At 61.4% G+C, this 13,251-nt stretch carries 12 protein-coding genes; 3 read left to right on the top strand and 9 right to left on the bottom strand.

What is annotated here, in order from left to right:
• Positions 1 to 182 precede the first annotated feature (182 nt).
• On the bottom strand, positions 183 to 1,685 hold the full coding sequence (locus ABNU55_RS14085) for a M20 family peptidase (protein WP_290752891.1): 1,503 nt from the start codon (positions 1,683 to 1,685) through the stop codon (positions 183 to 185).
• Between the two features lie 146 nt (positions 1,686 to 1,831).
• On the bottom strand, positions 1,832 to 3,103 hold the full coding sequence (gene ccrA / locus ABNU55_RS14080) for a crotonyl-CoA carboxylase/reductase (RefSeq protein WP_290752894.1): 1,272 nt from the start codon (positions 3,101 to 3,103) through the stop codon (positions 1,832 to 1,834).
• Between the two features lie 157 nt (positions 3,104 to 3,260).
• On the opposite strand from ccrA, the gene ABNU55_RS14075 reads away from it, so the two are divergent.
• Complete coding sequence (locus ABNU55_RS14075) at positions 3,261 to 4,148, top strand: aminotransferase class IV (protein ID WP_290752896.1); 888 nt, start codon at positions 3,261 to 3,263, stop codon at positions 4,146 to 4,148.
• Here the strand turns inward: ABNU55_RS14075 and ABNU55_RS14070 are convergent.
• A complete protein-coding gene (locus ABNU55_RS14070; RefSeq protein ID WP_290759373.1) occupies positions 4,135 to 4,416 on the bottom strand; it encodes a SemiSWEET transporter in 282 nt (93 codons plus the stop codon). The genes ABNU55_RS14075 and ABNU55_RS14070 overlap by 14 nt on opposite strands.
• 63 nt (positions 4,417 to 4,479) lie before the next feature.
• Positions 4,480 to 5,016 (bottom strand): hypothetical protein, encoded by a 537-nt coding sequence (locus tag ABNU55_RS14065; protein WP_290759371.1) that lies wholly within the window; start codon positions 5,014 to 5,016, stop codon positions 4,480 to 4,482.
• Between the two features lie 182 nt (positions 5,017 to 5,198).
• On the opposite strand from ABNU55_RS14065, the gene ABNU55_RS14060 reads away from it, so the two are divergent.
• Complete coding sequence (locus ABNU55_RS14060) at positions 5,199 to 7,187, top strand: protein meaA (protein WP_348764493.1); 1,989 nt, start codon at positions 5,199 to 5,201, stop codon at positions 7,185 to 7,187.
• A gap of 20 nt (positions 7,188 to 7,207) precedes the next feature.
• Here ABNU55_RS14060 and ABNU55_RS14055 read toward each other — a convergent pair whose 3' ends face one another.
• Positions 7,208 to 7,525 (bottom strand): metalloregulator ArsR/SmtB family transcription factor, encoded by a 318-nt coding sequence (locus tag ABNU55_RS14055; RefSeq protein ID WP_290752908.1) that lies wholly within the window; start codon positions 7,523 to 7,525, stop codon positions 7,208 to 7,210.
• Between the two features lie 178 nt (positions 7,526 to 7,703).
• Here ABNU55_RS14055 and ABNU55_RS14050 point away from each other — a divergent pair, with 178 nt between their 5' ends.
• Complete coding sequence (locus ABNU55_RS14050) at positions 7,704 to 8,780, top strand: hemolysin family protein (protein ID WP_290752910.1); 1,077 nt, start codon at positions 7,704 to 7,706, stop codon at positions 8,778 to 8,780.
• A 98-nt stretch (positions 8,781 to 8,878) separates the two neighbouring features.
• Here ABNU55_RS14050 and mltF read toward each other — a convergent pair whose 3' ends face one another.
• The 4 genes from mltF to ubiG all read right to left on the bottom strand — a co-directional run bounded on the left by mltF (position 8,879) and on the right by ubiG (position 13,180).
• Positions 8,879 to 10,261 carry a membrane-bound lytic murein transglycosylase MltF gene (gene mltF, locus ABNU55_RS14045; RefSeq protein ID WP_290759359.1) on the bottom strand — a complete coding sequence of 461 codons (1,383 nt, stop codon included), beginning with the start codon at positions 10,259 to 10,261 and terminating at the stop codon, positions 8,879 to 8,881.
• A gap of 149 nt (positions 10,262 to 10,410) precedes the next feature.
• Positions 10,411 to 11,673, bottom strand: coding sequence for a multidrug effflux MFS transporter (locus tag ABNU55_RS14040; RefSeq protein WP_290752913.1), 1,263 nt, complete (start codon positions 11,671 to 11,673; stop codon positions 10,411 to 10,413).
• A gap of 116 nt (positions 11,674 to 11,789) precedes the next feature.
• Positions 11,790 to 12,392 carry a DUF924 family protein gene (locus ABNU55_RS14035; RefSeq protein WP_290752916.1) on the bottom strand — a complete coding sequence of 201 codons (603 nt, stop codon included), beginning with the start codon at positions 12,390 to 12,392 and terminating at the stop codon, positions 11,790 to 11,792.
• On the bottom strand, positions 12,392 to 13,180 hold the full coding sequence (gene ubiG / locus ABNU55_RS14030; RefSeq protein ID WP_348764492.1) for a bifunctional 2-polyprenyl-6-hydroxyphenol methylase/3-demethylubiquinol 3-O-methyltransferase UbiG: 789 nt from the start codon (positions 13,178 to 13,180) through the stop codon (positions 12,392 to 12,394). The genes ABNU55_RS14035 and ubiG overlap by 1 nt, the downstream gene beginning before the upstream one ends.
• Positions 13,181 to 13,251 lie beyond the last annotated feature (71 nt).

Here is a 13,251-nt window from a genome sequence, read left to right as displayed (position 1 = left end):
TAAAGGACAAGGAAATCGACAAGATCGCCGAGGCGGTCGTCGCCAATGTTTCCAATGCGACGGGCGGCGTGTTGCGGGGATAAGAGCTTCGCGCTTGAGCGGCCTCTAATGATATGGCTGCCCGCCCACTTTAACCTTCTCCGCAAGCCGGAGGATCGGGGTGGGGCCATTCGCGCCGAAGACTACTCGCCATCCTCCGGCGCATCCATGGCCATCACGATCTGTGCATAGCTGCGCGAGAGATTGCCCATATTCGCGACGCTGAGGCGCTCATTCGTGCCGTGGAAGCCTGCAAGATCGGCCGGGCCGACAATGCTTGGCGCGAAGCGGTAGACGTCATCGGTAATGGCGGATGCATAGCGTGCATCGGTGGCCCCGATGACCAGCGCCGGGGTGACCGGCGCGCCGTTTCCAACCTCGCTCGCAACCGCGTGCAGGACCCCGTATGCCCGGTTATCCACGGCGCTCACCGGTGAGGCTTCACTGCCCATGCTGCCTTCGGCGGGCGCATATTCGATGCCCTCGATGTCGCTCGTGACGTCGCCGATATGGTCCAGCACATCCTGCACTGTATTGTTCGGGTGAACGCGGAAATTGACGAGCGCGGTCGCGCGCTGGGCCAGCACGTTTTCCTTCGCGGAGCCGGCTAGCATCGTCGGCGCGGTCGTGGTGCGGATCATCGCATTGCCTTGCGGAGAGGCCGCAAAACCGCTTTCGACCAGACCGCCCAGAAGCCACTGATTGGCGAGCGCCATGCGCTGGACAAAGCCCATATCGGCCGCGACCACCTGCATCATGTCCGACGTGGGCGAGGATGAGAGGTCTGCGGGCATCTGGTTCTCATCCAGCGCGACGAGGGCCCGCGAGAGGCGTACCGTTGCGCTTTCGCGCGGCGGCGCCGAGGAATGCCCCCCGTCGGCCAGCGCGGTGATCTGCACCGTCACATAACCTTTTTCCGCAACGCCGATCAGGCCTAGCGTACCGCCTGTAACGGGATTGTCCTCAACCACCATGAAGCCTTCATCGAGCGCCATGACGGGGGTCACGCCCCGTTCCTTGAGCAGAGCGATGCCGGCTTCCGCACCGGCGCCCAGAACTTCTTCGTCATGGCCCAGCTGGACAAGGATCGTGCGGCGCGGTTCGAAACCGTCTTCGGCCAGCGCATCCAGTCCTTCCATGATCGCCACGAGTGAGCCCTTGTCGTCCATCGCGCCGCGTCCATAGACATAGCCGTCGACGATCTCGCCGGCGAAAGGCGCGCCCGTCCAGTCATCCTCGGTGCCGATATTCACTGGCACGACGTCCTGGTGCGCCATCAGCAGGATGGGGTCGAGCGAGGGATCAGAGCCTTCCCACGTATAGAGCAGCGTATATCCGCCCGGAACGGTCTCTTTCGACGCTGCTGCATGGAAGGCCGGATAGGTCTCTTCCAGCCAGGACTGCAGTTCCAGCCAGGGGCCTTCCTGTCCCGGGCGCGGGTCGCCGGAGGACAGTGTGATCGTGCGGAAACGGATCGCTTCGGAAAGGTGCTCTGCGGCCTCTTCGGCGGAGATGGCAGGCGGCTCCGGCAGCTCGACCTTCTGGACCGTGTCCGGCGCGCCGCCATAGTTCAGGGTACGGATCACCAGAACGGCGATCAGCAACAGGAGGAGCGCCCCCACTCCAAGCAGGATTTTCTTGATCATACCGGCCCTCCCTCATGCGGCGTGCTTCGGCGCACTCTCATACGCTCAGCCCGCAGGGGCAAGAGGCTGTGCCACTCTCTGCTGATGAGAGCACAGAGTTACAGGGTGTTGGACCGGCCGGTGCGTCGAGAAGTCCTAATTCGGGCTCAGGCCTGACCGGAGACGGCCAGGACATCCTCCACCGTGCGAAGGCCCGGCTTCGGAGACGTCACCAGAACCGCCATATTGCCCGGAAGGTGCTTGTTATCGAGCATCTTCTCATGCGCGGCTGGAATATCGGCCCATGGGAAGACTTCCGACATGCACGGGTCGATCCGTCGGTCGATGACCAGCTGGTTGGCAGCGGACGCCTGCATCAGGTTGGCAAAGTGGGAGCCTTGGACACGTTTCTGGCGCATCCACAGGAAGCGGGCATCCATGGTCAGGTTGAAGCCGGTCGTCCCGGCGCAGATGACCACCATGCCACCGCGTTTCACCACGAAGACCGACACCGGAAAGGTGCTTTCGCCCGGATGTTCGAACACGATGTCGACATCCTTCTTGCCGGTGATTTCCCAGATGGCCTTACCGAATTTGCGGTTCTCGCGCATATAGTCGCTGAATTCCGGCCCGTTGACCTTGGGCAGCTGGCCCCAGCAGTTGAAGTCCTTGCGGTTGAGCACGCCCTTGGCGCCCATCGAATAAACGAAGTCGAACTTTTCCGGGTCGGACACGACCCCGATGGCGTGGGCGCCGGTCACCGCGCAAAGCTGCACGCCGAAAGATCCGAGGCCGCCGGACGCGCCCCAGACCAGGACGTTGTTGCCGGGCTTCACGATATGCGGGCGGTGGCCGAACAGCATGCGGTAGGCGGTCGCCAGCGTCAGCGTATAGCAGGCGCTCTCTTCCCAGGTGAGGTGTTTCGGGCGCGGCATGCACTGACGGGCCTGAACGCGGCAGAACTGCGCGAAGGAACCGTCTGGCGTCTCATAGCCCCAGATGCGCTGGCTGGGCGAGTTCATCGGGTCGCCGCCATTACACTCCTCATCGTCGCCATCATCCTGGTTACAGTGGATGACAACCTCGTCGCCGGGCTTCACGCGGGTGACCTTGCGGCCGACGGCCCAGACAATGCCGGCGGCGTCAGAGCCTGCGATATGGAAATCGGCCTTGTGAATGTCGAAGGGGGAAATGGGCTCACCGAGGCCGGCCCAGATGCCATTATAATTGACGCCCGCGGCCATGACGAGCACCAGCACCTCGTCGGAATCGATTTCCGGCACGGGCACCTGTTCCAGTTGCATGGCCGTCGCGGGGCGCCCGTGACGCTCTCGCCGGATCGCCCAGGCATGCATGAATTTGGGAACGTGGAACTCGGGCGGGATCTCGCCGAGCTCGTAAATATCTTTCTGCTCGCGCGCCTTTGTCGCAACACTCATTCTACAATTCCTCCGATAGACCTCTTGTGAGCAATATTTTTCTTGTGCTTCACAAATTTCCTCTATGGCGGGACACTGACCAAAACATTGCCCCCAAGGCAAGGGAAAAATTGTTGCAGCGCAGCATCAGCGAACCCGAAGGACGAGTTTTCAGACCATGCAGCCAGCCGATATTGTTTACCTGAACGGCGCCTTCGTGAAGAAGGAAGAGGCCGCCCTGTCGCCTTTCGACAGGGGCTTCCTGTTTGCCCATGCCGCCTATGAAGTAACGGCCGTTTTCGCGGGCAAGCTGGTCGACTTTGGCGCGCATGCCGCCCGCCTTTTCCGCACGCTGGAAGGTATCGACATTCCGGCCCCTCTGGACGAAGCAGGTCTTGAGCAGCTCCATCTCGACCTTCTCGCCAGGAATGGGGTTGAGGAGGGATTCGTCTATCTGCAGGTCAGCGCCGGCGCCTATGGCGGCCGCGATTTTGCGGGTCCGGCGACGCTGCAGCCCGGTCTCTTTCTCTTCTGCGAGCCGCGCAACCTCATCGGCGAGAGGGCGAGGGACGGCATTGCCTCTGTCCTGGTCGAGGATCAACGCTGGAAGCGCCGTGATTTCAAGACAACCCAGCTCCTCTCGCAGGCGCTTGCCTATCGTGAGGCCGACCGGGCGGGCGCTTTCGGGGCCATCCTGCATGAGGACGGTACGGTCACCGAAGCCGCCTCGGCCAATCTCTGGGTCGTGCTCGATGGAGACCGTCTTGTCACCCGCAATCTCGGGCGGCAGATCCTGCCGGGCATTACGCGTCAGAGTGTGATCCACAGGCTGGGCGAAGACGGTCTCGCGGTGGAAGAACGCGCCATCAGCCTGGAAGAGCTTCGCGGCGCCGGTGAAGTCTTCACCACCTCGGCAACGGGGCTGGTCCTGCCGGTAGTGACCCTGGACGGCGCCCCCGTCGCATCAGGGCGGCCCGGCCCCGTCACCCGGCGCGTCCAGCGCCTCTATTACCGCGCCATCGGCGCCGACCTTGAGACGCGGGCGCCCTGGGTCAGTCCACAATAGGTTTTGCGCGGCGCGCACTGATCGTATTGGCGAGTTTCATCGAGAGGATCATGGACGCGAGCACAACCGTGACCAGATTGGCGAGGATGATGGGCAGGCTTTGGATCAGGATGCCATAGACGAGCCAGAACATGATGCCTGTCGTGAACAGGATATACATGTAAAGCGACAGCCCCTCAGTGTTGCGCGTTCGCAGAACAAGGATTGCTTGCGGCACGAAGGAAGCCGTCGTCAGGCAGGCGGCGACCAGTCCCAGAATTTCAGCCATCGTATCGGGTCCATTCCAGCAGAAAGCCCGCATGTATCATGAGCGTGAGGACGTGTCTGTCAGCTATCTGCGCGGGCCATTTTGCCCGTCCTTGCGCCCGCGTCCGATCACCTCGCCTTCGATAATCTCGCCGCCGCCATCGCCCGGGTCAGTGCCGTCAGGATTAATGCCGAAGGGGCCGAGACGCACGCTGTGGCTGGACGTGTCGATCACCCCGTCCAGCAGCTTGACCGGTATCGCCAGACAGATCGCCGCGAAGGCTGCCCAGAAACCGAGGATGGCCGCATCGGTCGAGGTCAGGCGGTTGTCGAGATCGATTTCGGTGAAGAGGGCGCCAATCCCGGCAAACGCCACGAACAGGACACCGCCCAGCAGGGTCTGCCCCAGGAATTTCGCTGACAGGCGCTGAAAAGTCGGCCATGCGGGTGGCTGCGACTTCACTGCGCGAAGGACCACGGGCCGCACCGCCGTCATCACAGCCGCGATCAAGATCACCATGGCCGGGCTGCGCTCCAGCGCCACCGCCGTGAGGATCGCGGCCGGAAAGGCGAGGATGGCTGCAAGGCGCAGCATCAGGCTCAGTCTGATAAGGCCGGTCATTGAAATCACTCCCTTTTGACGACTGCCGCGCCCGTTTGCGTTCCACGCAGGACCCGTTCGCAAGGCGTTGCATCTGCGCAAGATTGTTTTGCCAGAGTGTGCCTGCAATCCCCCGACTGGTATAACTTGCCCTGACGCTACGTTCAGTACATGTTGCGGCGCAATACCGGAGGAACGTAAAAATGGATCGTGGAGACTATCAGCACGACGCAGACCGGCCCTGGATTTTCAGGACATATGCCGGCCATTCTACGGCGGCAAAATCGAACGCGCTTTACCGCTCCAATCTGGCGCGTGGCCAGACGGGCCTGTCCATCGCTTTCGATCTGCCCACACAGACCGCTTATGACAGCGACCATGTCCTTTCAAAGGGCGAGGTCGGAAAGGTCGGCGTCCCGGTCTCCCACCTCGGCGACATGCGCACCCTGTTTGAAGAGCTGCCGCTGGAGGAAATGAACACCTCCATGACGATCAATGCGCCGGCGGCCTGGCTGCTTGCGCTCTATGTCGCGCTGGCCGATGAGCGCGGCGATGACCGCAAGAAGCTGCGTGGCACGGTCCAGAACGACATCATCAAGGAATATCTCTCGCGCGGCACCTATGTCTTTCCGCCAGAGCCCTCCATGCGCCTCATCGCCGACATGGTGAGCTGGTGCTATACCGAAGTGCCCAAGTGGAACCCGATGAATGTCTGCTCCTACCACCTGCAGGAGGCGGGCGCGACACCGGAGCAGGAGCTGGCCTATGCCCTCGCAACCGCTTGCGCGGTGCTGGACAAGGTAAAGGCGGGAGGCCAGGTGCCCGAAGAAGACTTCCCGACCGTTTTTGGCCGCATTTCCTTCTTCGTGAATGCCGGCGTTCGCTTCGTGACAGAGCTCTGCAAGATGCGCGCGTTCACCGATCTCTGGGAAGAAATTGGCCGGGAACGCTATGGCGTCACCGACGAGAAAGCGTTGCGCTTTCGCTATGGCGTCCAGGTCAACTCGCTCGGCCTGACAGAGCAGCAGCCGGAAAACAATGTCTATCGCATCCTGCTTGAAGCGCTCGCCGTCACCCTGTCGAAGCGCGCCCGCTGCCGTGCGCTCCAGCTTCCCGCCTGGAACGAGGCAATGGGCCTGCCGCGTGAATGGGACCAGCAATGGTCGCTGCGCCTGCAACAGATCCTCGCCTATGAGACCGACCTTCTGGAGTTCGAGGACCTGTTCGATGGCAGCCATGTCGTCGATGCCAAGACCGACGAACTCAAGCGCGGCGCGCGCGAAGAGCTTGCGCGCCTCGATGAGACCGGCGGCGCGGTCGACAATGTCGGCTATATGAAGACCAGCCTTGTGGGCGCGCATGTCGAGCGCATCCTCGCCATCGAAAGCGGCGCCCAGACCGTTGTGGGCGTCAACCGCTATGAGGAGACCGCCGAAAGCCCGCTCAGCGCTGGCGAGAAGATGATTGAGACGGTCGATCCCATGGTTGAGGCAGGCCAGGTCAAAGCGCTGAAAGAGTGGCGCCAGGCGCGCGACAATGAGGCGGCCACCGCCGCCATCGATGCCCTTAAAGCGGCCGCCCGCTCCGGTGAGAACATCATGGAGCCCTCCATTGCGGCGGCCAAGGCAGGTGTGACGACAGGCGAGTGGGGTACGGCCCTCCGTGATGTCTTCGGCGAATATCGCGGACCCACCGGCGTTGCGCTCACCATCGAAACGCGCGGCGACGAACAGATCGAGAAGACCCGTGCACGCGTCGAGAAAGTCTCTGAATCGCTTGGCCGGCAGCTGACCTACGTCCTCGGTAAGCCGGGCCTGGATGGCCATTCGAATGGCGCTGAGCAGATTGCCAGCCGTGCCCGCGCCTGCGGCATGAACGCTGTCTATGAAGGCATCCGCTTCACCCCGGCAGAGATCGCCGCGCAGGCAAAGGAGGCTGGCGCCCACGTCGTCGGCCTCTCAATCCTGTCCGGCAGTCACCTCGATCTTGTCCGCGAGACGATTGGGGAGCTTCGCAAGGCGGGCCTTGAAAATGTGCCGCTCATCGTTGGCGGAATCATCCCGCCAGAGGATGCCCGCGCGCTGAAGCAGATGGGCGTGCGCCGCGTCTATACGCCGAAGGACTTCCGCATCACGGAAATCATGGACGATGTGGTCGATACGGTAGAGGACGCGTGGCTGGAGAAGGTCTAGCCTCGCTGACCAGCGCCGGTTTACGCCTCAGGATAGTCCTGAAGACGCTCGATGGCCTGTGCCCAGTATGCTGATACGCGCTGCAGATAGTCCCGCGCCGCATCGAGGCCTTCGGGGACAAGCCTGAACCGGCTTTCGCGTCCGACACGTTGATTGGATACCAGCCCGGCCTCTTTAAGCACTTTCAGATGCTTTGTCACGGCCTGCCGGCTCATGGCAAAGTCGCTCGCCAGATCGGATATCGAGTGGGCGCGGCCATCGGCCAGCGTGGTCACCATCAGCAGGCGCGTCCTGTCTCCCAGCGCGGCGAAAAGTGGAACGGGGTCTGTTTTCAACATGGGCTCAGGCCGAATGTAACCGTTTGGTTGCGTCTTTTGTAAAAGACCCCACCTCTTTTCGCAACGATAAAGTTGCTTATTGTTCCGGCTTCCGCGCCGCGCTGGTTGCCCCGGCCCCATCAGCCCCTAGATTGAAGGACCAGTAATGGAGATCGGTGTCAGGCCGCCGATATAATTTATGACCCTGCTTCTCGTCTATCTCGCGCTCGCCATTGGCGTCTCCTTCTTCTGCTCGATTGCCGAAGCCGTTCTCCTCTCTGTCAGGCCGTCCTATATCGCGACGCTGCAAGAGAAAAAGCGGCCCGGGGCCAAGGTTCTGGCGAAGTTGCGGGCGCGGATTGATCGGCCCCTGGCGGCCATCCTCACAGCCAACACCATCGCCCACACGGTCGGCGCCGCAGGTGTCGGCGCCCAGTCTGCGATCGTGTTCGGCAATGCCTATCTCGGCGCGACCTCGGCCGTCCTCACACTTCTCATCCTGATCTTCTCGGAGATCATCCCCAAATCGCTTGGCGCGGCCTATTGGCAGAAACTGGCGCCCCCTTTCGGCATGATGATCTGGTGGCTGACTATACTGCTCACGCCTGCCGTCATCATTTTCGAACAATTGACCCGCTTTGTCTCACGCGGCGCAGACGGCCAGCCGACCTTCACCCGCGATGAGATGCAGGCCATGGCGCAGATCGGCGCCGAAGAGGGTGCAATCAATGCGCGCGAGCACCGCATTCTCAGCAATGTGATGAAGCTCAACCGGCTCACGGTCCGCGATATCATGACCCCGCGCCCCGTCATTTTTTCGGTCAGTGAGGGGATGAGCGTGAACGAGTTCTTCCAGGAGCATTCGGAAAAACCCTTCTCGCGGATCCTGGTCTATGATGACAATCCGGATTCGATTTCCGGCTACGTCCTCAAGAATGACCTGCTACTTGCCCAGGCGCGGGATGATTTCAGCGCCACGCTGGGCGAGCTGAAGCGCGATATCCTCACCATTCCGGACTTTCGCACCGCTTCGGTGACGTTCGGCATGTTGATGGAGGACAAGAGCCATATTGCGCTGATCGTTGACGAATACGGTACGGTGCAGGGGCTGGTCACACTTGAAGACATTGTGGAGACCTTGCTCGGCCTCGAAATTACCGACGAGCAGGACGTCGTTGAGGACATGCAGAAACTCGCCCGCAAGCGCTGGAGAGAGCGGATGAGCGTGATGGGCATCAATGCAGACGCGGTTGAGGACAACAAGTCCGGGTCATAGCAATCGCGGGCCGGCCCGCCTGTCGCTGCCAATAAAATGCCCGCCTCGCCATTTCTGACGAGACGGGCCCCTTCGCCCCGCCTTTCGGCAGCTCTTGCTCAGACCGGGATATTGGCCCGGAGCATGTTGTAATAGTCGCGGATGCGCTCGACATAGCGCACAGGCTCATAGCCGCGCGCATAGCCGTGATTGACGGAATTATAGTATTTCGGTCGGGTCAGGAGCGGCAGCATCCGTTCGATATTGTCCCATTCATTTGGATTGAGACCCTGGCGGCGCGCCAGCGTCCGCGCGTCATAGATATGGCCCATCCCGACATTATAGGCGGCGAGGGCAAACCAGAGGCGGTCTTCGCCTTCAATGGCGTCGGGCAGGCGATCATAAAGCCGTTCCAGATAGCGCGCGCCGCCATCTACACTCTGTGCCGGGTCGAGACGGTTCTCGATACCAACTTCCCGGGCCGTGACGCGCGTCAGCATCATGATACCGCGCACGCCGGTCGGGCTGACGGCCTGGGGATCCCAGTGGCTTTCCTGATAGGATTGTGCGGCCAGCAGGATCCAGTCAAAGGGTTTTTCTTCAGCGGCCGCTTCGAAATACGTTCTGTAACGGGGTAATCGGTCTTCCACGCGTTCGACAAAGCGCAGAACCTCGACATAGTCGAAGTCATCGAGGTGTCCGAACCAGTGTTCGTCCAGCTCCTCCAGATAGCCATTGGCGTGCGCTTCCATGAACCAGCCGGCCAGCGCCTGATCCATGCCGGCAATCTCCGGATTATAGACCCAGCCAAGAGGCCGCGGCTCTGTGAGCGACATCGGAATGACAAGATCGGGATAGAGCCGGCGGGCATATTCGGCGAGATGCGAATCCGCCACCGTGCAGTCGAGGCGCTTTTCCGCGACATCACGGAGCATGGGGAGGGCAGACCCTGCGATCTGCGTATCAAAGGTCAGTGCCGGATAGTCCTCAGCATGGGCCGACAGGGTCTCAGCATAGGAAGAGCCCTCCACAACGGTCAGATTGACCTCGGTCAGTGCTTCCAGGTCCTGCGGTGCGGGACCATCCTGATGGCAGACAACGCTTTCTGTTACATTGCGATAGGCGGGCCCGAAAGCGAGCCGCGCCTGGCGCGTATCGGTAATGGTGAGATTGGCAGCAGCCAGATGTGCCCGGCCGTCCTCCATGGCGTCCAGTATCTCATCGATACTGTCCATCTGGATGAAACGGGGCGTCACGCCAAGGTCGTCGGCGAAGGCTTGGACAAGATCAGCCTCATAGCCGATTGCGCCCTCCGTCGTTGCGCTGAACGTGGTCGGTCCTTCGAGCGTCAGGACGATCAGATTTCCATCCTGCTGGATGGTTTCGACAGACCCGTCCTCAACGACATTGGTCGTCTCTGGCGCGGAATTGCATCTCGTGGTGCTTAGCCCTGCCAGGATCGTCGCGCCAGCTATAAAGCTAATGCGAACTTTCTCTTGCATACCTCAATAATAGACGAGGGCGCGATGAGTTCAAATTTTTGCCAGATTACCCGCTGCCGGCCTCAGTTGTACAACTATGGCGTGTCTGACGGACTCTGACGGGGCGGTTCTGGCAAAATCCGTCCCGCTTGTGCAGGGCAGCTTAGGGCCTAGGCCTCGAAGTCCGGGTCGTCGCGGCTGCCGAAGAGGCGGCCCTTTTCGGTGAAGAGGACAATGGCGAGGCAGCCAAGGCCAAGGCCGATATAGCCTTCGAGGATGGGGACAACCGAGCCATTGAAACGGCTGGCCACCAGCCAGCCAAAGAAGCTTGCCACCGTGGTGGTCATGAAGCCATAGGCCGCGCTGCCCGTCCCCGCGATCTTGCCCAGAGGCTCCAGGGCAAGGGCGGAAAAATTCGCCCCGATGAGACCGAAACAGGCAAAGGTCAGGGCAAACAGCGGATAGAAGATGATCAGCCGTTCTCCAAAGACCCTCATCGCCGCAGTATTGGCGACGGCGAGTATGATGAAGCCGAGCAGCACCGTATGGCTGACCCGGCGCATGCCGATCCGCTCGACAATACGCGAATTCATGAAATTGGCGACCGAGAGGGCGCCCGCGATCCCGGCGAACCACAGGACAAAAGTGTCTGCCTTGTCGAACACGTCGCGGAAGACCTGTTCAGAAGACGCAACATAGGAAAAGAGCGCGCCAAAGATCACGCCGCTCGCGCACATATAGCCCAGTGTCACGCGTGTCGTGACGACCTGCCTGTAGGCCCGCAGCGAGCCGCCGAAATTCAGGGGCGGCCTGTCTTCTGCGGGCAGGGTCTCGGGCAGGCGGATTGTGATCCAGACCATCATCAGGATGCCGGCCAGGCCGAGCACGCCGAACGTCCACTGCCAGGGGGCAAACAGCATGACGCCCTGCCCAAGCGACGGGGCAAGGATCGGCACGACCATGAAGACGGTCATGACAAGTGACATGAGCCGCGCCATGGCCCGTCCGCCCATGAGGTCGCGCACCACGGAGACGGCAATCACGCGGATGCCCGATGCGGCGATCCCCTGCAGGAAGCGGATAACAAGCAGCATGGAGAAGCTCGTCGCCGCCATGCAGGCAAAGCCGGTGAGCGTGTAGAAGGCGATACACCCCAGCACGATCTTCTTGCGGCCTACGCTGTCCGAAATCGGACCGAAGACCAGCTGCGGCGCCCCGAAGCCCAGCACATAGGCAAAGATCACCAGCTGCTGGTCATTGGCTTCTTCCAGGGCATAGGACTGGGCAATATTGTGCAGGGCCGGCAGCATCGTATCGATGGCAAGTGCATTCAGCGCCATCATGGCGGCGATCATGCCGACAAATTCCCAGAGCGGCATGGGCAGCTCCGGGCGGATCGCGGGCTTCAGCGTCTGGCCGGTCTCGGCTTGCATCGGAAGGTCTCGTCTTTGGTCCAGCACGGCTACTTGGACCACCTTGCGACAATTGCAACCATTGCTCGCGCATGGCTGCAACTGATGACCACAGAAAAAAGGAAGGACGCGGCTCTCTAGAAGCCCGCGCCGGGCTGGGCGAGATAGTCTTTCTCCTCGGGCGTGGAGGTCCGGCCCAACACCTCATTCCGGTGCGGAAAGCGCCCGAATTTTTCAATGACCTCGCGGTGGCGATAGGCATAGTCGAGCGTTGTGCTACAGAATTCGCGATAGCCCTCGCGCGCCTCTTCGGTGAGTGCTTCGAAAAGTTTCACGGACAGATTCTGGTTCGCCATCGTTTCTGAATGTTCTGCCGGCAGATAGAAAAAGACCCGCTCGGGCTCACTGAGCTCCTTGTCCTCGCCGCGCTCGAGACCCGTCTGCATCAGAAACCGGCTGAGCGGATCGTGCATGAAGCTGTAGCGATGACCGCGAAAGACGTTCCGGCTGAACTGGTCCAGCACGATGATAGCCGCAAGCCGGCCCCTGGCTCCGCGCTCGGCCCAGTCGGCCGCGAGCCCTGCGGCAAGCTCGCCCATGACCGGCACGAACCGGTCGGCGATCTCGGCATCGGTCTCGATGCTCTTCATGAACCACAGCTTGTTCTTTTCAGAAAGGCTCGCCGGGTTGGTCGGTGTGTCACCCAGCCAGTAGTCCAGAACCTCTTCGGGGGAGGTCATTACCCGCCTCCCGGCGCGGCGGGTCGGCGCGCGACGATCATATAATTGACCTGCGTATCCCCGGAGAGGCGCCAGCTGTCGGCAAGCGGATTATAGGACACGCCCTGTGGCGGATCGGTCTCAAGACCCGCCACCTGAAGCGGCGCTGTGATTTCAGCCGGGGGCAGGAATTTGGAAAATTCATGCGTCCCGCGCGGCAGCCAGCGAAGAACGTATTCCGCGCCGACAATCGCAAGCGCAAACGCTTTTGGCGTCCGGTTCAGGGTCGCGACGATCATCAGCCCGCCGGGACGCAGCAGCGCGGCCGTATCCTTCATGAATTGCGCAGGATCTGCCACATGCTCGACGACTTCCAGATTGAGGACGATGTCAAACGGCTCGGTCCCATCCTCCAGCAGGCCTTCCGCGGTGCCGGCACGGTAGTCGATCTCAAGCCCTGCCTCGCGCGCATGCGTGAGCGCGGTCTTGATGTTTGCCTCGCTCGCATCGACGCCGGTCACCGTTGCACCCATGCGCGCCAGCGGTTCGCTCACCAGCCCGCCACCGCATCCGATGTCCAGCACGCGCAGCCCTGCAAGCGGCTTGCGGGCCTGGTCGTCCAGCCTGAAATGGTCGACCGCCGTTTCGCGAATGAAGCCAAGCCTGACCGGATTGAAGCGGTGCAGGGGGCGGAATTTGCCTTTCGGGTCCCACCATTCCGCCGCCATGGCGGAAAATTTTGCCACTTCATCGCTGTCTATGCTCGGCCGGCGCGGGGCGGTGGCGGGGCTTTCTGATATTTCATCCATCAATTTAGCAAACCTGTTTGCGCTATCCCTGTGACATGACTAAAGAGGCGCGCGTGGCATCTTCGATGTCA

This window comes from uncultured Henriciella sp. (assembly GCF_964005855.1).
In the GTDB taxonomy this organism is placed as follows: domain Bacteria; phylum Pseudomonadota; class Alphaproteobacteria; order Caulobacterales; family Hyphomonadaceae; genus Henriciella.
This window is presented reverse-complemented; position numbering and strand designations above follow the sequence as displayed.

Bases quoted from the DNA above. Each gene is read 5' to 3' on its own strand.
- ubiG (WP_348764492.1), bottom strand. From the start codon at position 13,180: ATGGATGAAATATCAGAAAGCCCCGCCACCGCCCCGCGCCGGCCGAGC.
- ABNU55_RS14065 (WP_290759371.1), bottom strand. From the start codon at position 5,016: ATGACCGGCCTTATCAGACTGAGCCTGATGCTGCGCCTTGCAGCCATC.
- ABNU55_RS14075 (WP_290752896.1), top strand. From the start codon at position 3,261: ATGCAGCCAGCCGATATTGTTTACCTGAACGGCGCCTTCGTGAAGAAG.
- ABNU55_RS14055 (WP_290752908.1), bottom strand. From the start codon at position 7,525: ATGTTGAAAACAGACCCCGTTCCACTTTTCGCCGCGCTGGGAGACAGG.
- ABNU55_RS14050 (WP_290752910.1), top strand. From the start codon at position 7,704: ATGACCCTGCTTCTCGTCTATCTCGCGCTCGCCATTGGCGTCTCCTTC.
- ABNU55_RS14085 (WP_290752891.1), bottom strand. From the start codon at position 1,685: ATGATCAAGAAAATCCTGCTTGGAGTGGGGGCGCTCCTCCTGTTGCTG.
- ABNU55_RS14035 (WP_290752916.1), bottom strand. From the start codon at position 12,392: ATGACCTCCCCCGAAGAGGTTCTGGACTACTGGCTGGGTGACACACCG.
- mltF (WP_290759359.1), bottom strand. From the start codon at position 10,261: ATGCAAGAGAAAGTTCGCATTAGCTTTATAGCTGGCGCGACGATCCTG.
- ABNU55_RS14060 (WP_348764493.1), top strand. From the start codon at position 5,199: ATGGATCGTGGAGACTATCAGCACGACGCAGACCGGCCCTGGATTTTC.
- ABNU55_RS14070 (WP_290759373.1), bottom strand. From the start codon at position 4,416: ATGGCTGAAATTCTGGGACTGGTCGCCGCCTGCCTGACGACGGCTTCC.
- ABNU55_RS14040 (WP_290752913.1), bottom strand. From the start codon at position 11,673: ATGCAAGCCGAGACCGGCCAGACGCTGAAGCCCGCGATCCGCCCGGAG.
- ccrA (WP_290752894.1), bottom strand. From the start codon at position 3,103: ATGAGTGTTGCGACAAAGGCGCGCGAGCAGAAAGATATTTACGAGCTC.